Origin of the sequence: Leptolyngbya sp. Heron Island J (assembly GCF_000482245.1) — a bacterium.
GTDB lineage: Bacteria > Cyanobacteriota > Cyanobacteriia > Phormidesmidales > Phormidesmidaceae > Leptothoe.
The window spans coordinates 197,244-218,672 of sequence record NZ_AWNH01000115.1 but is presented as its reverse complement, the minus strand read 5'-3'; the positions used below and the strand labels follow the sequence as shown (position 1 = coordinate 218,672).

20 protein-coding genes are annotated in these 21,429 nt (G+C 46.4%); 6 read left to right on the top strand and 14 right to left on the bottom strand.

Going from position 1 to position 21,429, the window contains the following annotated elements; genetic code table 11:
- Positions 1-12: 12 nt before the first annotated feature.
- Positions 13-207, bottom strand: a complete 195-nt coding sequence (locus tag N836_RS71320) for a reverse transcriptase domain-containing protein (RefSeq protein ID WP_023076891.1) — start codon at positions 205-207, stop codon at positions 13-15.
- Between the two features lie 165 nt (positions 208-372).
- Between N836_RS71320 and N836_RS71315 the strand changes: the two genes are divergently transcribed.
- A complete protein-coding gene (locus N836_RS71315; protein ID WP_023076890.1) occupies positions 373-1,086 on the top strand; it encodes a CRISPR-associated protein in 714 nt (237 codons plus the stop codon).
- A 15-nt stretch (positions 1,087-1,101) separates the two neighbouring features.
- On the opposite strand, the gene N836_RS76840 is transcribed toward N836_RS71315, so the two are convergent.
- The 9 genes from N836_RS76840 to crn3 form a co-directional block, all read right to left on the bottom strand.
- Positions 1,102-1,263, bottom strand: a complete 162-nt coding sequence (locus N836_RS76840) for a hypothetical protein (RefSeq protein WP_023076889.1) — start codon at positions 1,261-1,263, stop codon at positions 1,102-1,104.
- 165 nt (positions 1,264-1,428) lie between these two features.
- Positions 1,429-3,741 carry a TIGR03986 family type III CRISPR-associated RAMP protein gene (locus N836_RS71310; RefSeq protein ID WP_023076888.1) on the bottom strand — a complete coding sequence of 771 codons (2,313 nt, stop codon included), beginning with the start codon at positions 3,739-3,741 and terminating at the stop codon, positions 1,429-1,431.
- 13 nt (positions 3,742-3,754) lie between these two features.
- Complete coding sequence (csx19, locus tag N836_RS71305) at positions 3,755-4,324, bottom strand: type III-D CRISPR-associated protein Csx19 (protein WP_023076887.1); 570 nt, start codon at positions 4,322-4,324, stop codon at positions 3,755-3,757.
- 50 nt (positions 4,325-4,374) lie between these two features.
- On the bottom strand, positions 4,375-5,850 hold the full coding sequence (locus N836_RS71300; protein WP_023076886.1) for an RAMP superfamily CRISPR-associated protein: 1,476 nt from the start codon (positions 5,848-5,850) through the stop codon (positions 4,375-4,377).
- A gap of 4 nt (positions 5,851-5,854) precedes the next feature.
- The gene (csx10, locus tag N836_RS71295) at positions 5,855-7,459 is read right to left on the bottom strand and encodes a type III-D CRISPR-associated RAMP protein Csx10 (protein WP_023076885.1); all 1,605 of its coding nucleotides are present in this window, start codon (positions 7,457-7,459) and stop codon (positions 5,855-5,857) included.
- The gene (locus N836_RS71290) at positions 7,456-8,127 is read right to left on the bottom strand and encodes an RAMP superfamily CRISPR-associated protein (RefSeq protein WP_023076884.1); all 672 of its coding nucleotides are present in this window, start codon (positions 8,125-8,127) and stop codon (positions 7,456-7,458) included. The genes csx10 and N836_RS71290 overlap by 4 nt, the downstream gene beginning before the upstream one ends.
- Positions 8,120-9,814, bottom strand: coding sequence for a Cas10/Cmr2 second palm domain-containing protein (locus N836_RS71285; RefSeq protein WP_023076883.1), 1,695 nt, complete (start codon positions 9,812-9,814; stop codon positions 8,120-8,122). Before N836_RS71285 ends, N836_RS71290 begins: the two co-directional genes overlap by 8 nt.
- Position 9,815: 1 nt before the next feature.
- On the bottom strand, positions 9,816-11,048 hold the full coding sequence (locus N836_RS71280) for a DUF1887 family protein (RefSeq protein WP_081717026.1): 1,233 nt from the start codon (positions 11,046-11,048) through the stop codon (positions 9,816-9,818).
- 74 nt (positions 11,049-11,122) lie between these two features.
- Positions 11,123-12,052 (bottom strand): CRISPR-associated ring nuclease Crn3/Csx3, encoded by a 930-nt coding sequence (crn3, locus tag N836_RS71275; protein ID WP_023076881.1) that lies wholly within the window; start codon positions 12,050-12,052, stop codon positions 11,123-11,125.
- 178 nt (positions 12,053-12,230) lie between these two features.
- Here crn3 and N836_RS71270 point away from each other — a divergent pair, with 178 nt between their 5' ends.
- The 3 genes from N836_RS71270 to N836_RS71260 all read left to right on the top strand — a co-directional run bounded on the left by N836_RS71270 (position 12,231) and on the right by N836_RS71260 (position 14,837).
- The gene (locus N836_RS71270) at positions 12,231-13,673 is read left to right on the top strand and encodes a TIGR03985 family CRISPR-associated protein (RefSeq protein ID WP_023076880.1); all 1,443 of its coding nucleotides are present in this window, start codon (positions 12,231-12,233) and stop codon (positions 13,671-13,673) included.
- Between the two features lie 40 nt (positions 13,674-13,713).
- On the top strand, positions 13,714-13,935 hold the full coding sequence (locus tag N836_RS71265; RefSeq protein WP_023076879.1) for a DUF4926 domain-containing protein: 222 nt from the start codon (positions 13,714-13,716) through the stop codon (positions 13,933-13,935).
- 113 nt (positions 13,936-14,048) lie between these two features.
- Positions 14,049-14,837: a DUF4058 family protein gene (locus N836_RS71260; protein ID WP_023076878.1), complete on the top strand. Its 789-nt coding sequence runs from the start codon at positions 14,049-14,051 to the stop codon at positions 14,835-14,837.
- Between the two features lie 25 nt (positions 14,838-14,862).
- Here N836_RS71260 and N836_RS71255 read toward each other — a convergent pair whose 3' ends face one another.
- The 3 genes from N836_RS71255 to N836_RS71245 all read right to left on the bottom strand — a co-directional run bounded on the left by N836_RS71255 (position 14,863) and on the right by N836_RS71245 (position 17,324).
- Entirely contained in the window at positions 14,863-16,503 is a 1,641-nt protein-coding gene (locus N836_RS71255) for a glycoside hydrolase family 3 N-terminal domain-containing protein (protein ID WP_023076877.1), read from the bottom strand.
- Between the two features lie 55 nt (positions 16,504-16,558).
- Positions 16,559-16,981, bottom strand: a complete 423-nt coding sequence (gene rbfA, locus N836_RS71250; protein ID WP_023076876.1) for a 30S ribosome-binding factor RbfA — start codon at positions 16,979-16,981, stop codon at positions 16,559-16,561.
- A gap of 145 nt (positions 16,982-17,126) precedes the next feature.
- Complete coding sequence (locus tag N836_RS71245; RefSeq protein WP_023076875.1) at positions 17,127-17,324, bottom strand: DUF751 family protein; 198 nt, start codon at positions 17,322-17,324, stop codon at positions 17,127-17,129.
- Between the two features lie 106 nt (positions 17,325-17,430).
- Here N836_RS71245 and N836_RS71240 point away from each other — a divergent pair, with 106 nt between their 5' ends.
- Both N836_RS71240 and N836_RS71235 read left to right on the top strand, forming a co-directional pair.
- A complete protein-coding gene (locus N836_RS71240) occupies positions 17,431-18,270 on the top strand; it encodes a DNA adenine methylase (protein ID WP_023076874.1) in 840 nt (279 codons plus the stop codon).
- Between the two features lie 63 nt (positions 18,271-18,333).
- On the top strand, positions 18,334-19,197 hold the full coding sequence (locus tag N836_RS71235; RefSeq protein ID WP_023076873.1) for an alpha/beta fold hydrolase: 864 nt from the start codon (positions 18,334-18,336) through the stop codon (positions 19,195-19,197).
- Positions 19,198-19,225: 28 nt separating this feature from the next.
- Here the strand turns inward: N836_RS71235 and N836_RS71230 are convergent, their stop codons facing one another.
- A complete protein-coding gene (locus N836_RS71230; RefSeq protein ID WP_023076872.1) occupies positions 19,226-21,388 on the bottom strand; it encodes a serine/threonine-protein kinase in 2,163 nt (720 codons plus the stop codon).
- Positions 21,389-21,429 lie beyond the last annotated feature (41 nt).

The following is a 21,429-nucleotide window of genomic DNA, read 5'->3' as shown; positions in this document are numbered from 1 at the left end:
GAATGGGTACTTCTACCGTTTTTGTCTAAGGTTTTTGACAAAGGTATGACCTAAAAAGCGAAAGCCTCGATCAAAATTCGTGATTTTGGTTTTCTCTGGATGGAGCTGTAACCCGATCGCATCCAGTAGTTTAGCCACCTGCCCTTGAGCCTGCTCCACCTGCCGCTGAGAACGCCCCATCACCACAAAATCATCGGCAAACCGCACCAGCTTAAACCGAGTTTCCTATAGCGTCTCATCAAAATCATCCAGATACACAGCCGATCTACCATGGCATCGTTTTATCTACTCTCCTCTATTAAGCCATCAGCTTGGAAGAGGGGTCTTCCAAGCTAAGAGTAGACTGGGTATATCGTTTGATCAGAAAATTCTATGCGATCGCCCTTTTCCAAAGCTGCGTCTATTTTCTTTAATCCTGAAACCTTGTTACCCTTTCTAATTGGGTCTATTTTTCTAGCGGTGTTGGGAAGTGCTGTTTGGGAGGTTTTGTTTTCCCTGGTTACTGACCTTAACGATAAGAATGCGTTAGCCGCCGCCATCCAGTTGGCGATCGGTTCCCTGTTAATATTTCTCTTGTCGGTGCTGTTATTTGCTAGAGGTCTAAAACAACTAGAGCCTGAGACGCTGGCTGATGCTCGCACCCCTATCAAGCATCGTGGTTTGATTTTGCTGGTTAGTCGCGAAGAACCTTGTCGCGTTGCTATCCAGCATCATGCTGATCGCTTAGAGCGTTGTTGGCTGCTGCATTCAGACCAAACTAAAGCCATGGCAGTTGCAATTGCTGATACGTATTCTGGTAATCGCATTAGTTTCAAACTGATTCATGTGAATGATATCTATGACCCGATGGAGTTTTTTCAACATATTCGCCGTATTTATGGCCAGCTACCCACTGGCTGGACGCCACAGCAGGTTATGGCTGACTATACTGGCATGACGGCTCATGGTTCGGTCGGTATGGTGCTGGCTAGCCTCTCACCGAAGGCTCCTTTGCAATATACGCCAGTCAATCCCAATTGTTCGAACGAGTCCATGACACCCATCGAGATTGCTCTTAGATCCAGTGTGAAATCAGCGAAGCGCTAAAGGGCTTCCTAAGCATTACTGCAGCGGCAGAGGTTGGTGTTCGAGCCAGGATACTTGTTTTGCTAGTGTTTCGATTGCGATCGCGACCACCATTACCCATTGCACCAACAACTTTGGCAAACCGATTTGTTGCGCTAACCAGCTAGCCAGGTCTTCTAGAATCAAGCTGGATACCATCGCCTAGGATGCCCAAGCCCAAAATACCGACCAGGAAATACATCACCCAGTTTTGGCCAGGATCATTAGCTTTTTCTAAAAAACGACTACCTTTCATATCGTTATAGTGAGTTTAAGGCTATTAAGCAATATTGCTCTCACAAACGCAGGCACTAGGATAAGTAGCTATTCAATAGTCCTGACAAACTTAACGTGATTAATGCTGCCATCTTCTTTCAAGGACCTGATTTCAACTATTACCATCCCTTCATCTGGAATTTTGCTAAAAGACTTTTTCTCTCCCTCATTATAATGTTCATTGAAAATTTCGTATTTAACCTTACTTCCCTTTTTCTTTTTTTCTAACACTCTAGCTTCCAGTTTCATTCCCTCTGTAAAAGTTTTAGGTCTTGTTACTTCTCCAGCCACTTGGAGTGGATTTGGCAGTATCGGGCGTTCACTATACTCGTTGATTTTTGCATCATTTGGTTTTGGAGAATTAACGATAATATGACTCTCTTTACTATCACGCTCAATTTCCATATACCGTTTTTGATTCTCTTCATCCTCAGATAAAGTTTCTTTCCACTCCAACATGGTTAGAAGCATTTTGATGCGACGTAGTTGACTCAACTTTTGCCATTTATCAGATTGTTCAAGCGCTCTTAGCACATGTTTCTCAAAGGCTTGAGTATGTTCATCTAAATCTGATTGACCAAGAACGTTACTATAGCCGGAGAACCATCCACCGTTATCTTCAAATAATGATGTATATCGAGATTGAGATTTTTCGATTTTGGCGCGATCGCAAAGATATACTTCATGAGTAAGTTTAACTGCTCCCATCCCCAAGGGTTTTCCCATGCCAAGGGATAGACGATATTGGTCTTGCTGAGCAACATCTAAAATCCATAACAATGCTCCCAACTCTACAGAACTTAGATTTTCAAAGTCGATCTTGAATGTGAAGACCTTGTTGGGTTTTATAGGTCGAATGCGCGTAATTTGGGTTTCTGACGCATTCTTTGAATCTGGATGCCATATATCAGGAGCTTCACCTTTGTGCCAATATAGTTTGTGCCCCCGAATTACAGTATCTTTTTCAGGCATACTGGCATAGTGTTTTAGTTTTTTCTTTTCAGAACTAGTTTGTACAAGATAATGCTGAAAAGTAGTTGGTTTTGGGCTGGCAAGGATTCTTGGAACTTCTCCAGCTTTATTTACCATGAAAATATCTTCTATATTCTCTTCTTGACAAATGCCATCTGAGAAGAAAACTTTGCCTGCACGTGCCTGTTGTTCATCAGAACAGCTTGTTTTCTTGTTTCGAACATAACCAAAGATTGATTCAGCAATATCTACTTCAACGACATCTGAACTTTTAAGCTTTTCCGGAACGAAATCAGCGGCAGAAGCAGATTCTCCAGACTCTTTAAAGGAGTAAGCAATTCTAAAATTAGGGCTTTGCCCAAATAAGGTTACATCCTCTCCCTCCAATGGTTCACAGTAAAAAACACAACGTCCTTTCTTTAGAAAGCCATCTTTTTCACTAAACGGAGAATCTGTATTTTCATCCTTTTGATTACTGCCATACTTCTGAAAAGTAGTGAGTGAATTTCTGTAATCTCTAATGGCAATATCACTAATTTTCAAGCGTTGAGGTTTTGAATCTGGTTGCTGGATTAAGTAGTGATACTTGCGATCAGTCTTACCAGAGGACTGATCGCCTGTTTCTTTCATGTTACCGCTGGTAACCAAAGTCCCTACATAATCTAATTCATTAGGATTCGCACTCAACTCGGTAGCCTTTTTTTTGCCTTCGTCTACAGAAAAACTAATGTTAGAAAAATATTGTGGCTTGTATGCAGGATCATTCATTGAGATGAAGCCAGGTAAGTTGATATTTTTATCCTCAATACGAACAAATGTCTGATCTCCAATGAGTCTAGCTGGTTGAATAAACCATTGCCCATTCTCATGTCTTAGATATCCAGCTTTTACATTCTTAGAACTTAATTTATTTTTGTAGAGACTACTCGTAGGATCGTCATTGAATGCTGCTACAGCTCGAAAAAAGAAGCGCTGCTGCTCGGAAACCTTGGAAAATTTGGAAAAACTAACGATTTCTATCAGCGATCTCATTATGCCTCTTAGACTGCTGCCTGGTAGTACAGGTTTTTGAGTGTCAGGATCGGTGTAATAGAAGCCAGGTAAATCTTTAGCCTCTTTCTCTTGCTGAAACTCTTCTAAATTTAAACCAGTGCGAATGTATAAAGGCGAAGCTGTAGTCAAGGTACAGTCGATACAGCCTGAGTGAAGGTCAGAATGATATTGATTCTGAGGCTTTGAGATGACATCGGCTTCAGCACTAACGACTTTGTCTGGAAGCTCCACAAAGTTATATGCTGCAACAGCTTTTCGTGAAATAGAAATTTCACCAACTTTTTCTCTTTGTATTTGAGCAGTTTCAGAGACTTTAGAGATATGTTTTGGATACATTTATTAATTCTCGTTAAACAGTTGTCAAATCAACAAGACGGCTACGATTAATTCGAGCTAAACCATCTTCGTCATAGTCAATGTAGTGATGAACTTCTAGCCTTAGGGGCCGTTTAAGCTTTTTACGATCGTTTGAAAAAGGAATGTCTACACAAGGCACTGCATGACGTAATCCTTCCGAGCCGTCTTTCACCAAGGTGAAACCGTCTTTTTCTTCAACTTCTTCAACTTTTTGAGTACCCCAAAGCATCTGTTTTTCCGAAATATAATCACCATCTAGATTGCCGGTAAAACAATATTTCCAGTCACTACGAGATTTCCATAAAAGTAATTCGCCTGCTTGACTAAACGCTCGACAGCGCTGAAGCGTAGACAATCTTAATGTGGGTAATTTTTGAGATAGATCTGTAAAGACCTGATCGGCAGTAATCAGACTTTCCTCATCAAATCTTCCCCAGATTACGCCATCTTCTGCATGGGCTAGCAGATACTTGAGCTTGTAGTGTTTAGCCTTAGCTACGAGCCATTGTGGTAGATTCTCCAGATCTTTGATTGAAGCTATTTTACAGTCTGGTTGATTCATTAATATGCCTCTCACTTATTTCATAAGTACACTCACTGATCGTGTTTTCTCTAGGCAGCGTTCAGGGCACTGACAAAGTCTTCTAATTCTTGCCTGGTTGTTTCTTGTTCTTGAGATGGATCTTGTAGGTTACTGACTTGAAGTTGACCAGATTCTTGTATGATTTTCCACTGCTTTAGCTCACTACCTTTCTGAGTAATAGTTGCATCCTTTCCTCGTAGCCTTCCTCGACCAATACTGCTAGTTCCACCTATAGGTAAATCGCCAGTCCAAAGATCTTTTAGTAACAATAGGAGTAAGCCTATCTCTTGCTTTTGTAAATCCTTGTCTCGATCATAAGGATTACGTAACTCCAAGTTCAACGTGACTTCACCTCCAAATACAGGCTGTTCATCAAACAAGGCCCCATCGAATGCACCTCCTGTAAACCGATCAATGGCGATACGATTTTGTACCATAGACGCTGAATCATGAATCGGACTTTCATGGACAACCAAACGGCTGGCTCTGGCTTGTTTCTCTTGAGCTGTATCAATACGCTTTTCGGGTACCTGTCCAAAAATACACTCTAAGAGTTCTGTCCCGTTCTGACCTTTCTCCAAAGTATTTAAGATCCGCTCAGCTCGATGTCGCAACACCCCTGTCCAGCTAGTGCCAGAGATGATGGGTTTCACTTCCCCATTATCTTGTTTGGCAGTCAAATGCACTACGTCAGGGACAATACCCATCGCATCTTGTCCAGACCGAATTAGGCCCCCTCCTTGTAGTTCAAATGTGGCGCTAAGGGTAAACTGACTGCGTTCGTCAGTTAAATTGCTTACGTCTAATTGTGTAGCAATATCGGGCGGTTGATTTACATCTGGAATAATGGAGACTTCATTGTTGTAGTTGAGCCAATCCTTTAAATGATCAAGATTGGTTAGGTTAAATTCATCGACTTGCCAAGTGGTAACTTTGCATTGGCCAAAGCCACGTGTTTTTTTGATGCCAAGGGAAATTTCGCTGTTTTCTAATCCTTGTAAAGAGATCGCCAGCCCTTGTTTAAGCTCAGCTAAATTGGCATCGTCTTCGACGAGTAGCTCTATCATCAATGGGAAAATGGTCCCAGCAGCAACCAACTCTAGGTCGTATTTTGCTCCATCAACAGCGGTACCTGTACGGCTATCAATTTTGACGCCATCACGAAATTCTATTTTTGGAGGTTCGTGGCTGATAGAGTCATGGATTACTAACGCACTTTGTTCTCCATCTTCGTCACCTCGTTTACCACCGAAGAGTTGAGTCAACAGCTTCACTTTCTGTTCTTGACCATAACCAGAGAGACGTTCTTGAAGGTAGTTGCGTAGGGCACCGCCTAGAGATGTGCCTGGTAATAAAGCCCGCTCGGTAATGCTATCCCGCAGTAGCGCCATATCGGTTAGGCTATCTTGATCGCCACTGCCTAAACAGGTAGGGGTGATCAAATGTAAGTTGCCACGAATAATCAGACGCTTAATAATCTTTCGATGGTCGTCTCGAATCACCATAGGGCTATCCCTCCTGTTTGGCTGCTTGCTTGATGCCTTTGCGTGCGATCGCAATAATTAGTCGCAACGCATATTCTTGCCCCAAGGCCTGAGTCACGTCTGCTGTTGTACCTGCGATTGTGATGGTCAGCCTTTGATCAATCCAGAGGGTATCTTTAGGCTTTTCAAGCCAAGTCTGACAACGTTTTTGAAGTGGTTGAGAACCTAATTTAGGAGATTCAAATTTAGTCTTGGCATTAGAACGGAGATTTGCAAAAAACTGATTGATCAGATCTGGCTGTTTTTCCACTAAGGCTTGATTAGCCACCAACATTAGTCGAGAGAGTTGGCTATTAGTTATCTCTCCACTCAGGGGCCATTCTGTTAACTTTTTTTCCAACGCCAAATCCAGTTTTTGGCGGAGTAATCGACTGGCCATCTTTTGAGCTAATGTTTCACTAGTTGACGATAGTTTTTCTAAGGGCTTTTCCCTTAACGTTTGGGTTGGTTTTTCTACCCTAAATTCAGACATTTCAGGCAGCCAATTTACTGCCACCCGGCCAAATCCTTCATTGCGTCGCTCGCCAATCCCCTGCCACTCTAGCTGACGAGCTTGTTCTGGAGTAATGTCTAAATCTGGAAAAATAAATACGCTACCAGCTGCAACGGCTTGAACCTGAGGCAGCGGCAAGCCCCATTTACGATTAAAGCCACCAACAAAGGTACTGCCCATGTAGATCTTAGGCGTTTGGCTGATCTGCTCAACTCCCATTGCATTAGCAATTGCCTGAATCGGGGCTTCAACCACATATTGACCATAGTCGTTACAGATAATTGCATCGCTGAGCAATGTGATGGCAACATTTTTTCTGATGCGGGATTGAAAAGGTTTACCCACTTCAGTCCAGTTGTCCGCATCTGTGCATATTGTGTCGCTGATTGTTACTTTGCCATACCCGGCTGTTCTAGATCCGCCAATGCGAGCTGTTTGAGATCGCTTCAATAGTTGCTCAAGTACTGTGGCATCAGCCCCTTGATTGCATAAAATAATAGCCTCAAAACTTTGACCCGCCTCCAAAGATTCATATCGATAAACTTGCCCCTCTTCCTTAGTCGCTCGCCCCCGTTTTCGACTACGCCGGTTGTGAATATTAATCCGACGCTGGGGACGATAAAGAATAACTTTAGGGTGTTCGCTAGACGGTCTGACTATCTGACAAAATTTCTGACCGATTCTGACTAGCTTCTTTGTATCCTGTGATCTTTCATTTTCAGTATCTTCATCCTCGTTTATTGAGGAATAGCTTTTATCTAAAATGTAATCCTCATATCCCTTTTCATGCCGCCAAGTGAGCGGCGCAGGTAAACTGCGTAGATGTTTCTTATCTCCTGTGCTTAGGTAAGCATTCAAAAACCGTGTCTCTGTTTCAAAAAAGAGAGATCGCACCGTCTTATCAACTAAAATGTCTTCCGTTAGCTCAGGATGGGCTCTCAAATACCGACTAATCAGGAAGCCTCGAATAGTGCTACCTGGAATGTAGTCATAAGAAACATCGCTATTAGGGTCGCCTTGAAAAGATGTAACTAAAACGGGTTCCTCATTGGTAATCTGAAATTTAATCACTTTCATGCTGCACCTATCTCCCGAATTCTGTCAAAGAAGAGATCGCTATAGTTCAGAGTCTCAGCCTCAGTCTGAATCCAGCATTTTACATGACCTTTCCCTCGGTTACGTCCGCTGCCAACTCGGCGTAGTGCTTGAGCACCTGCTGATAGTAGTGAAAGACTATCCTCCAGACAATCTTGATCGACATCTAAATCGAGGGACGCTGCAAACACCAATTCTCGTAAAATCACACGGTTGGTACGAAGGCTATTATCAGAAGCTACACCCGTTTCAATGTCAATGGCTGTCTGCCGACGCAGCGTTGTCAGAGAGTTCAGAACCTCTGAGGTAGTCAATTCCTTCTTCTGAATTTGAATCGCTACAGCTCGACGTAAGTCAACTGGTAACTGGGCGTCACCCACCTGCATTTTTCCTATGACTTTTAGATCACTACCAGGGACACCAAACAGCAACTTCAATGAGTCTTGCCAAAAGTCCTTTTGACTTTGGGGTAAAACATCGACTAAATTATCGCATTCTTCTCTGAGCAATCCTTTTAGCGTGCGTCCCCGTAAAAAAGGAAAACCATCGCTATCATGCTCGACTTCTTGATCGATAATACCTGCAATCCCATCTCCTCGACCAAAGGTGCTGTCACTGAGTAATTTAAGATAAAAGCTATAGTTACTCATGCATATCCTCCCCTGGCGAAGCGTTCTCTGTTTTAAGCTGTACGTAAAAATCTATGGCTTCGATTGCATCAAAGTAGCCACAAATAGGGTTTCCCTCATCGCTATCCCAACCGCCCTGAACGAGTTGAGATGATTTAGAATCAAGCCCTGGCAATTGACCAAGACGATACAGTTTTAGAAAATTTTCAGTGGCCTCTGGTCCTGCTCGCAATTCTTCTCGCAGTGCAATGACCTTATTGCGATTCCACTGTTCACTGGAATCACTATCTGCGCTATTAGCCTTAGAGCTAAATGCTTGAACCACCTGCTCAAACTGCTGCCAGTTGCGCCACGGATGCTTATCTTCTGTAACCCAAACTGGGCGCATATAAAGCCTGCCTGGCTTGGATCTGTCTAACGGAACAGTGTATTCGCGATCGCGAATTTCATCTAAAGTTCCTAATAAACCGGTAGAGGCAATATGCCAATCAAGGGCTGATCCGGATGGAGTGTTGTCCTGTTGGTTCTGATTGAGCTTTTTAGCAGATTTACACAGTCGTTCACTCATTTCATAAGAACGAGCAAAAGGATAGTGCGCTTTAGCAATACTGATCCCAGCGCAGGCTGTAAGATTTTCACCCTGAGCTAACATCTCTTGCTCGAACGTTTCAAGGTAGACTTTAGCCAAAATAATGCCTAATCGACCATCGCAGATAAATGTCGTATCATCGCCACCAAAAACAATCGGACGAAATGGCAGAAAAATTTGTTCTGAGCCTTCTTTGACATTTTGCAGTTGAATCTCACCGCCATCAGCAAGCCATAATTTTCCCTGAACAATTGAAGCCAGTAAGCACTCCACCACTGATTGGAGAGCTTTTATGTTTGCTGCTTGGATGCTTTGGGATAACGCACGAATGTCCGTAATAAATTTACGGTTATTCTTACCTTGACCACATTGTTTAAACCGTTCCCCCATTGAGTTACCATCGGCATGAACAATAGCAACATAGCTTGATTCGTTATGGGTGCGACCCACATCGTCTAGCCTTAGTGGAAAGTCAAAACTAACTTGATTGGGATTTTTAAGTTGCTTAAATACTGCCTGGAGTTTTTTATTAGCCTTGTTATTCGCGTTGATTTTACACTTAACTTCCCGAGAAACCCTATAGCTATCACGCTGACCAACGTCTGAATCACTCATCGCCACTGCGGGTAAACGCGTGGAAATACAATCAGCAGTAACACCTAATCCCAATTGGGGAACTGAGGGACGACGCTCATTCTTCTTGGCTTCTACCTCAGTCTTTCTCAGGTTATCTAAAATATCTTTGAGCGTGGGTGTTTTTTGATCCCAATCAAAGGTTTTATGTACCACGATTATATTGATACCGGGAGCCTTTTGCAAAAGCTTAAAACTGAGTCTCTTAACAAATGCAATTGCCTGCTCCCGTTCTTTGAACAGAATGGCACTGTTCCCACCTGCGGAATAAATGACTTCTACATTAGCACCAGATTCAATCGTTTTGACCTCTACCTCTGGATCAGGGATTTTGCCTCCCAGGGATTTAAGCTCTGCTTCCACCCAAGTGGTGCTAAATTCTTCAACTAGAAAGGAAGCTCCTATATTTTCGCGCAGACGATTACTGTTGAAAATATAAGGCTGAATACCCGTTGTGTCGATAAAAGTCAAGGTAACTTCTCTCATATTAATTCTCAATGTTGCGTTCAATCCACGCTGCTAATTTTTCTGAAAAATCTTCTGGCTCCAAATCATAACTACAGAAGATTTCAATTTTCCGATCATCCCCCATCAGACTGACTTCTTCTCGCAAATCATCAGCATCTCGGTATCCACAGACTAGAGCAATTCGAGCTTCATCCCCACCCAATTGTCTTGCCCTAAGACAAGCTTCAATCAGCTTATGTTTACAGAGAGAACGTGAGTAATCTGTCGTACAAGCAATTCCAAAAAGCTGATACCCACGTAAAAAGCAAACATCAAGCTCAAAGCGTTCCTCTTTGGGGCTCTTATTTCTTTTATTAGGATCCTGAGGTTTCAGGGAACTACCAATTTCTTGTAGACCATATTGAGATGATGTTTTTTGGACATGAGATAAAACATAATCCTCAAGCCATAACCCATCCAACCATTTTGCAAGTAGTTTAAGAGATGAGAAGCCACATTGAGTTTTAGCATTTTCTAAGTCAATCTGCTCATTATTACTTCCTAAATGAGTATTCAGAACATCGCGAATTGAGGTGGGTAGATCAGCAATGTATAGTGTTCCTCTTTTCTGAAGAAATTTTTCTTTTTTCCAGTCTCCTTGTTTCAAAGTATTGTCACACCATTTTCTCCACTTTTTGATGAGTTCTTGATCAGTGTAGAATTGCGTAAATTCAGTGGCAATTGCTGCATTATGAGGCTCTATCTGCTTATCAAGTATCTTTAAATTATGCAGCTTCAGAATTTTCTCTAGCGTAATCGATTCAACATCTAATGCAGGCAAAGAGATTACATGGCGGTTTTCTTGAATCTCGATACAAAGTTCTAAACGCCTAGGGTTTAGATAGCTGAAGACTGCTGCAGGTTTGCTTTGAAGTAACGTTTGGTACGCATGGATAGCCATTACTTTGGTACCCCCTATGTAGTTGAGACCTATGGATAGATCACCAATAGTTTCAAGATGCTTTCCAAGCTCACTAGAAATCTTAAATCCATCAGATTCCTCATCCAAAATCTGAATGCGCTGATATTGAAATCCTTCAGATTCCAGCATTTTACCTAAGCGCTTGGCAGTTTCATGCGTTGCTGTTGAGCACATGAGATGTGCTGTACCACCGGGGAGTAGCAACAGCTTTGCAGAGACATAGTTGGGAAGAGGGTTTTCTCCTATTAGAAGAATGATATGTCGCCTTCTAAAATCATTGAGTGTAGGCATCTTAAGTCTTAAGTGAGTAACCAGGAACTATTTTTATCTCATTCATTCATGACTTCTCTTAAAGAAATAAGGAATTACGTCACGCTTGTTATTAGAGATCGCACCTGCCCTTCTAACACCTCAGGCACTCCATCGGTCTCCCCCTGTACCCATGGTCCACAACGCACTTCCAAAAACGGCTCACGCTGCAACACTTCGATCATGGTCTCTAACGTGCTGTGAATCACTGCAATCGGCTGTACCCCCCCCTGACTTCCACAAAACTCATGCCAGGGCTCAATCTCTTCAGGCTTTGAGCTAATAATCAAATAATGAGTACAAGCATCCAGAATCGATTGCTTTTCCGGTTGCACCATTCCCCCAGCATCGACAATCACTAACGACTTTTGTTGCCGCAGGTTACGAATCACCTGCCCCTGATACGGAAAAAATCGCTCTGTCAGAGTGCCTTTGTTAGCCAACTTAAATGCCTCTCGCTCGGATGCATTTTCCGGCAGATCTAATGTCCAATTACCCTCACCATCCCATTGAGCGCGTTGTAAATACACATCCGGATAATCTTTAACCAAAGTTACAAACAACTGGTGAGACAAAACACTCTTGCCACTGTCCGGCGGCCCCACCACCAATAGAGCAGGCCCCAGCTTATCAGGTTGAATAGACGGTACTCCCAAATTTAAATCCTCAAGCGGGAGCACCTGCCCAACACTGACAAGTTTAGAATGAGTTGTCGTCACAACCGCCCCCAAGCGTGGGTCAAAACAAGCAACCCACACCGTCGGATGACATTCATGCACCAGATACGCATAGAGCCAGACCGGAGCCCGTCCAGAGAGCACCACACCCAAGCGTGGATCTAGACCCGCCGGTAAACGCAATGTTGCTAACTCTTGCGGTTCAATAATGCGATCGCGACTCACCAACTCAATTGTTACCAACTGATACGCCAATCCTTGAGTCGTTTGATGATGGCTCAGCGTCAGTTGAATCGAAGCATCGGCCACAGATCACTCTCCAAAAGCAAACATTAGATATATAAACACAACACTTTAATGTCATTGAGATGTAGCAGATGCATTGTGGAATCTTTTCACCACTAATCCCGGTATATGGTTTCCTCTTGCCAATTATGCATACACTTTAGAAGAGGGGTCTTCAAAACAAGCTTTCGTTAAGGTTTCAATGGTCTTTAACCACCTGCCTACACCTGAACTGTTACATAGCTTAGCCAAGGGTCGATTAGCAGATCGACTGTTACGGGCAGTACGTCTGTGGGTATTGCTGCATCAGCTTTATGGACCTGATGCTTGGGCACAGCAGCTACCGCAGCCATTTCGCTATGGTGATTTACGCAATCTTCTATTTGCATCCAGCCATGGCCGTAGTGAAACAGCGAAGGTGACAGAGCTAACGGCACATTGCGACCTTGATTGTTGTTGCCAGCGTTCCCTATCAACCTGGTTAATGGACAGTAATCCTGCCTTTTCGTTAATAGATTGGCAGCACAAAATCATGAGTCTGAGCAATCTGCCAAAAGCAGCCATAGACACGGCTTTGGCCACCTGTCCATTTGCCACCGTGCATCGCTCGATTCGAGATGATCTATCCCATTTGGTAGAACTGGGCTGGCTGGCTGGGGAGGGCAAGGGACGATTTCGTAAGGTAGAGCCCCAAAACTGGCCGTTGAGTGAACGGTATGCCCCGATGCCATTGGGTAATTTGTCGGTGGCGCAGACGTGGGAGGTGTTGCGATCGCTAGAGTCAATTGCCTTTGTGCAACCTAATCTAAATGTAATTGTGCAATCCCTATGGGAGCAGCTGACCCATCAACAACCAATTGCTTCACCAGAGCCAGATCGGCAAATCTTTATCCATCTGGATTACATTTTGTCGGAAGAAATGCAAGAACAAGTCGATACGCTGCAAGAACAAATCGAACAGCTATGGCGCAGCGGCGGCGGTGTAATTCAGTTTGACTATTGGCATAGTACAGATGATGTGACAACAACTATTACGGTTTATCCAGTGTGTTTACACTATTCTCGACGAGCCAAATACCTGAGTGCCTACGGCAATGATCCATCGGGTATATTTGGCTGGCATAACTATCGTTTAGATCGAATTATGTCATCGCGGCTAACGGTATTTGCCTGGGGTGATCCGCAAGTGCCTGAAGCGTTACGGCAGCTACGACGCAGAGGACAACTGCCAACTTCCGAGGATGTGAGTGCTGCTTTAGATCAGGCTTGGGGGTTTAATTTTTATCTACCTCGGCGTTTGTTAATTATGCGGTTTCCTCCTGAGTTTGCTCGCCGGTATGTGGCCCAAACTAAACGGCATAAAACCTTTGAGACTGTTGATTATGATGCATTGCCAAAGTTAATTAAACAGGAAATTGATGATGTCAATGAGCAAGCCACTGCATTAGAGATTTTGGCCCAGCGCAATCCGCAGGATGCTTACTATCGAGCCTGGATACGCTTGGGGGATATCAATAGTGTGATGCGGCTGCGAGACTGGCGACCGATGGGGGAGGTGATTATGCCGCTGGAATTGCGCCAGAGAATGCGTGAGGAAGCTGTAGCTGAGTTGCAACATTACTATCCCAGTTTGCTACAGGCATAATAATTCTGGCTTATTAGATTGTTACTCTTAAACCACAACGATGAAGAATTCTACAGTCAAACTTTACGATCGCATCTCGCTCAATCGAGATTTTCCCGAATACAACCTCAAACAAGGTGACATCGCCACGTTTATTGATACTATCCCCGATCCTGAGGGCCTCGAAGAAGGTTATATCCTTGAAGTTTTTAATGCCCTAAGCGAATCCATTGATGTCTTGACAGTACCTAAGTCTGCGGTCGAACCACTTCAGCCCAACTAAATTCTTTCCGTACGCCTAGTGCAGGTATAAGAAAGCTGGGTCTATTTGCATGGGATACAACGCTCAGTTTCTCCAGGCTTACAATAGGATAAGTTCCATTTTTCACCGCCACCATGCCCTCACCATTTCCAGGGATGGACCCGTATCTAGAACAGCCTACATTCTGGTCGTCTTTTCATAGCCGACTGATTGTTGCCCTTGCTGATACTCTAGCGCCTCAACTTCGTCCTCATTACTTTATTGAGGTTGAAACCCGCACTTACAATGACACTTCTGACGGTGAATTACTGGTGGGTATTCCGGATGCAGTCGTTTTAGCGGGTATTGCTCCAAGTCATTCAAAGACAACTGATTCAACTTCAACACCTACGACAGCAGGACAGTTTCAGCCTCAAATCGTGACGCTACCCATGCCGGTTGAAATCAAAGAACGCTATCTAGAGGTGCGTGAAGTGGGTAGTAATGCCGTAATTGCAGTGATAGAAGTGCTGTCTCCAAAGAACAAACGAAAAGGCAAGGGTCGGAGAGTTTACGAAGAAAAGCGACAAACCATTCTAAGCAGTGCTTCTCACCTAATTGAAATTGATTTGCTGCGCGGTGAATCTCCAATGCCAATGCAGGGAGCTGTACAACCTGCCCACTATCGTATCTTGGTGAGTAGGGCTGAACAACGTCCCCAGGCCAAGCTGTATGCAGCCACTATTCGTGAGCCATTACCTGAGTTTCCAGTACCGCTAAAAGCTGATACCGAGTCAGTCCTGGTCAACTTGCAAGCTATTCTTGCAGGAGTCTATGAACGGGCTAGTTATGATTTACGCATTGACTATTCGCAGCCGCTGCCGCCACCAAGTTTTTCTGACCCTGACAAAGATTGGATTGCTGCATTGATTAAATCTGCATGACTTGCTGGATTGTTGCAACTGCAGGTTAATCTGTAAAACTTTGATCTACCGTTCCAACGGCAACGGCTTCACCGACCAAACTTTCTAGCGCTATTGTTTGCGCCATGGGCATTTGCCCATAGCTAAACACCCACGGCATAGTATCTGGCAACGACAGTTGTTCTAATACATAGGGACTGCCATAAAAAACAACTGCTTGCAACTCTTTGTCAGCCATCAGCGTATCCAAATACTGACGGGCCAACTGCACCAGATTCTGACCGCTGCGAAACGGATTACCTCGAATAAACAACTGCACCAGTGTGGGTAACCCTGTTTTGGGTACCTGTGACGACCGACTGTCCAACAGCGTCAGTTCATAGCCCCACTCCATGGGTACCGTAATTGCCGGAGCCGTTCGGGGTAAATATCGACAGTGCAAAACATTATCTATCAGGATCACATTCTGCCCCGGTCCCGTCGGTCTAAAATTAGCCTCTCCTCGACGGCTCGATGCCTGCAAAATATCCTGTGCTAATCCTAAGGTTTCTGGCTGTGCCAGCTGCCGCACCTGAGTTACTGGCTCTGCAGGCTCCCAATTGTGACAGGATGGCCCAGCACTGAGGGGACCTGACACCTTATGCTTGGCCCGCCAGATCCGCTCCACTGATGCTCGAATCTGAGCCTGATCCAAACGACCCACTCGCACCGCTTCGCAAATTGCCTGAATGCAGCCTTCCACATCGGCAGGCATGAGCACGACATCGGCACCGGCTTCTACGGCTAAGACAGCGGCCTCATAAGGGCCATAGGTTTCTGTAATCGCCCCCATCACCAACGCATCGGTGACAATCAGACCATCAAAGCCTAGTTCCTGGCGCAATAATCCGGTCAGAATCGGCTTGGATAGGGTGGCGGGATGCTGCTGATCTAGAGCACTCAGACAAATGTGAGCCGTCATCACACTGTCCACTGATTTTGCTATCTCAGGGGAAATCGCTCCCTTAAACGGTCCTAACTCCACTCGATCCAGTCTGCCTAGGTCGTGGTCAATCACTGGCAAACTCAGATGTGAGTCGATGGACGTATCGCCATGGCCGGGAAAATGCTTGGCTGTTGTGAGGATTGGATACGCCTGTGCCCCTTGAATAAAGGCTTGGGTGAGCTGCGTAACAATCTCGGGGGTTTCTCCAAAGGCTCGCACATTAATCACTGGATTGGCTGGATTGTTATTCACATCCACCACCGGAGCGAGTATCCAGTTCAACCCAACGGCCAGGGCTTCACCAGCGGTACTCTGACCAAACTGATGGGCAGCGGTTTTTGCCTGGTCTAAATCTGTGCGGGCAATTTCTGCCAGGGCCATGGGGGGTGGAAACCAGGTGGCTCCACTAAACCGCTGACCCACACCTTCTTCAATATCAGCGGCTAGCAGCAGGGGAATATCTGCCAGAGCTTGCAGTGACTGACAGCGCAAAGCAACTTCGGCAGCACTCCCCCCTAGCAGGATGACGCCGCCCACCCCCAAATCGGTGATGTAGTGTTCCATCTGGGCCTGGGTCGCTTCCCAAGCGGGATATTCAATTTCGTGATCGAATAGGTGACCGGTGGTGCGAACAACGATCATTTGGGCCACGAGCTGAGATAGGGAAAGACTATCTGGGTCGGGCAAAATTGGCTTGAGCATTGGGGGAGCTGCGTAAAAATGGAAGGGTCCCCGTCAGCGGCGTACTGACAACAACCTAGGCGTCATCCTCATCCTCAACAGCACCCGGCACTACTGCAGGAATGCCGTTTTCATCCAGGTTGCTACGCTCATGCTCCAGTTGACTCAGTAGGTTTAATACCTGGGTGCCCTGCTCAAAGGAGACGTCTTCTTTGAAAATGATCTCCGGTGTCCGTCTCAGGCGCAGTCGTCGCCCCAAGGCTCCACGTACATAGGGTGTAGCCGCTGCCAGCCCTGCCATGGTTTCGGCTTTGGCTGCTGCGGTACCGTAAATGCTGACAAAGACTTTAGCGTGCTGCAGGTCACCGGAGACGTCAACGGCGGTGACACTAACCATACCGGCCCCCACGCGATCATCTTTGATGTCTGACATGAGCATTTGACTGATTTCGCGCTTAATCGATGCGGATACTCGCGCTACTCGACGACCTGTTGCCATCGGTTTCTCCTATCTATAGGGTGTGGGTAGCCTTACGGTGGGAACTACCCACTTTCTGGGTTGCTGGGAAATGCCATGGATTTGCTTGATTTTTGGGCAATCCTATGGGGTTTGCAGCCATTGGGTAAAACTACAAGGGATGGGCCTAGGCCAGTCCCATCATGGCGCGTAAGGTAAAACTTAGAAATATAAAACCTGCAATAACGGCTCCAATTAGCGCGATCGCAGTTACTCGATTTTCAAACAGCGGTAGCAGGGGCTTAATGGCACTGTAGAAGACGCCCAGGGTAAATGTAATCAAGTATCGCGGATAGCGCAATACATTGGAAAAAAAGTCTTGCATCGTCTAAACTTTCATCGTCACGCGCAATCAACGAATGCATCCGTCAATTACTGTCTATCCTATCGTAGGTGCTCAGGGCTCCTGAGCGGAAAAATCTTAAGAGTTTATGGTTCACCTGTCTTCCCCATCCGCACTACGTCCATTTTTGAAATGGGCTGGGGGTAAACGGCAGTTAATCCCTGAATTGCTCAAGTATGTGCCTGAGTTTGGCGGTCAATATTATGAACCGTTTATTGGTGGTGGTGCATTGTTGCTGACCTTACAGCCGGAACGGGCAACGATTAGCGATCGCAACGCCGAACTGATTAACTGCTACCAGGTAGTCAAAGACGCTGTCGAAGACTTAATTCAAACCCTGCAGCAGCATCGGAATGAAGCAGCCTATTTCTACGAAGTGCGCAGCTGGGATCGACACAGCGATTTTGCGACTAAAACCGCTGTCCAGCGGGCGGCTCGTGTCATTTTTCTCAATAAAACCTGCTACAACGGGCTGTTTCGAGTAAATTCCAAGGGCCAATTTAATGCCCCCTTTGGCCGTTACAAAAACCCCACCATTGCCAATGAAACCGTTTTAAGAAAGGTGAGTGCTTATCTCAATCAAGCAAACGTCACTATCCGTCAGGCGGACTTTGCCACAACCATGGCCGCTGCCGGTAGGGGTGATTTTGTCTATTTTGATCCTCCCTATGACCCTGTTTCCACCACCGCCTCGTTTACTGGCTATTACAGAAATGGCTTTGATCGAACTGAACAGCAGCGTTTAAAGGCGGTGGTGGATGAGCTGACACAGTGCGGTTGCCAAGTGCTGCTGAGCAATGCCTATACGGATTTTATTCAGGACCTGTATCGGGACTATCGGTGTGTGCGCGTCAGTGCCAATCGGGCGATTAATTCAAATGCGACCAAACGTGGCAAGGTGGATGAGATTTTAGTGATGAACTATTGATGGCTATACCTGCCCCTACCGACAGGGCTAAAATGAGCACCGACTGTATTATCAATGGGGACTATGGCGGTCTATCGCTGGCAGGATTACACCTGCACCTACGAGGCGCATCATACAGAGAGTGACGCGACACCGGTATTGTTGATTCACCCTATCGGGGTGGGGCTGTCTAAAAAGTTTTGGCAGCCATTTATTGGCCAGTGGCAAGGGCCGCCGCTGTATGTGCCGGATTTGCTGGGCTGTGGTGAAGGCGATCTGCCCAGGCGACCCTACAGTCCTCGCGACTGGGCTGAACAGCTGCATTACTTGATTGCCGAAATTATTCAGCGTCCGGTCATTGTAGTGGTGCAGGGGGCACTGCTGCCGGTGGCGCTAGAATTGATGGCCGATCAGACCATGACCCGGTGGGTGGTCGGAGCCGCTCTGTCAGGACCACCGGCCTGGCGCTTGATTACCGAACCGACACTGCCCTGGCGGCAGCAGCTGAACTGGTCGTTGTTTGCATCACCCCTGGGCTGGGGGTTTTATCAATATGCAAGAACTCAGAAATTTCTGAAATCATTTTCTGAACGGCAGCTGTTTGACCAAGCTGACGATGTTACCCAGGAGTGGCTAACGATGCTCAAAGAGGGCTCGCGGGATATGGCCACACGCTATGGGGTGTTTTCGTTTTTGGCTGGATTTTGGCGACAGGATTATCGGGCTGCGATCGCATCGATTCAACAGCCTATCCTGGTGATTATGGGCAAAACCGCCTCCACCATCGACCGTACTGCTCAAGACACCAGTGCCCAGCAGCGGCTTGATGATTATACCCACCACTTTGCCAATGCCCGTGGGGTGTTTATTCCAGGGCGCAACGTTTTACCCTACGAGTCAACCGCTGAATTTATTCAGGCACTAACGCCCTTTATCAATAGCCTTTAAGCCAGCTGCAGCCTTAAACTATCCCAAACTATGGGGTGATAAATTCAAGCAGACCTCCTGAATCATCTTCATCGGTGTCCTGGCCATTGGTTTCATCCTCAGACGGTGTATCGGTTTCAGGTGACTCTGTTTCAGCTGGACTGTCGGTTGCTCCATCGTCATCGGGCGTTGTCCCATCGTCGATGGGCTGTTCAGAGGTATCCTCCTCGGCAGGCTCTTCTTCAGGCGGGGTGGTGCGTACATTCTCGACGGCCACACTCAGGGCGTAGTTAAACGGATTAGGGGATTTGGATGCGATCGCAATTTCATAAAATCCTGATTGCGGTAATCGCCCCGACCAGGTGGTCTCCGACGCATCAGATAGCAAGAATGGCAGCTCCTGGGATGGTTCCGGCAAATAGAGAGACATGTGAGTACTCTCCGGCGGAGCCTGCAAGTTGATCCGTAAATTCTGACCAGCCTGCAAATCTAAAACAAACACCTGCCCCTCACCTGCTGCCAACTGACCCGACAGGCGCTGTCTAAAGGCTCCTGGTTCAAACTCAACTCGGGTCAGCGTGTCACCCGCATCCAAAGCCTCTAAACTATCCTGCGCCAGGGCATACCAGATCTGACCAATCGGCTGATCTAAAATCTCATCGCGCTGTTGCTGGGGAAAAATAGCCGCAAACTTAGCATCCGCCAGATCATCCAGCGCCCGACTACTAACATTCATCTGGTTGACAGTTCTGCCCCAGCTTTCCCGGTCATCGGCCCCATAGGCCCCCAACCCCCGACGCGCTGGCATACTCAGATGTAGCTCTAAGATATCTAGCGCATCCATCGCCAAATTATCCCACCGCAGCCGTAGGGGAGCATCCTCCACCGCCGCCGTCAAAGGCCGCCCTTGCAGGTTTGGATACTGCTGATAAAAACGCTGATTTACCCAACGATTCAGCCATCCTTCGTTGACCCCCAGCGACTCACGTCGCTGTAGTAACTCTTCCCGACGGGCAACTTCATCAGCAGTCAGCGCATCTGGGACATTCTCTGGCTGTTCTGGTTCCGGAGCCCGTTGGCCAAAGGGCAAACGGGGGCGTAGGCCCAACCCAAATAAAAGTGTCAGCAGCAAACTACTGACCCCTAATAGCGCCAGTAAACCAATGGCCGCCTGAATAAAACCGTCCCTGTCACCCGCTTGTTTGCTGGGGCTAACCGCCGTAGGGGTTTCTAATGCAGCTGTGGTCGAGGAGGGCGAAACCACCTGAGTCGCTTCCGTCGGATATACCTCCGCATCATGCATGGGACCAGGACCGCCATTATCATCAGCATAAACGGGGGCCACACTCGCAGAAGGTTCATCCTCTGTCGGCATTTGTCCCTGCAGTGCCTGGATGACTTCAGCTGCCGATGCATAGCGCTGAACTGGAGAGGGAGCCAGCATTTTTTTGAGCACTCCATTGAGGGGTGCCCCCAGGGTAATTAAGGTTTCCCAACGCCAGACGCCTTCATAGGCATCGTAAAGTTCCATAGGCTCTTTGCCTGTGGCCAGCACCACCAGCGTTGCTGCTAAGCCATACAGATCGCTAGTGGCATCCACCGTCCCTGACTGAAACTGTTCTGGAGGCACATACCCGGCTTTACCAATGCGGGTTTTATTGGCTTCAGCGGCCAGTTCCCGCTCTACAGTTGCCGCAATTTGTTTGACACTGCCAAAGTCAATCAGCACGGGCCGACCATCCTGCGTCCGCAAAATCAGATTCTCAGGTGAAATATCACGGTGGATAATATCCAGGCCATGGATGTAGTCCAACACCGGCAGCAACTGATATAACAGCTGAGTGATCTCGGTTTCACTAAAATGGCCCCCGTAGTCCTGGCGATTTTGTAACAGGTGCCGATACGTGGACCCTTCCACATAATCTTGGACCAGAAAGAGCTGGCCCCCTTCGCGCATCAACTCACGAAATTTTGGAATCTGGGGATGCTCCAGCTGATAGAGCACCTTAGCCTCCCGTTCAAACAGTTCCTGGGCTTTTGCCAGCAGGCTCGGTTCATCAATTTGTGGCACAAATTCCTTGAGCACACAGAGTTCCTGAAACCGATGCAGGTCTTCGGCTAAATAGGTGCGACCAAACCCCCCTTCTCCCAGTTCTCGCAGTATGTTGTAGCGTGCGCCCAACCGGGTGCCAGGTTCCCAGGATGTGCTCATTGATAGGCTCCTTCACAGGTGAGTGTGCGCCCCACTAAACA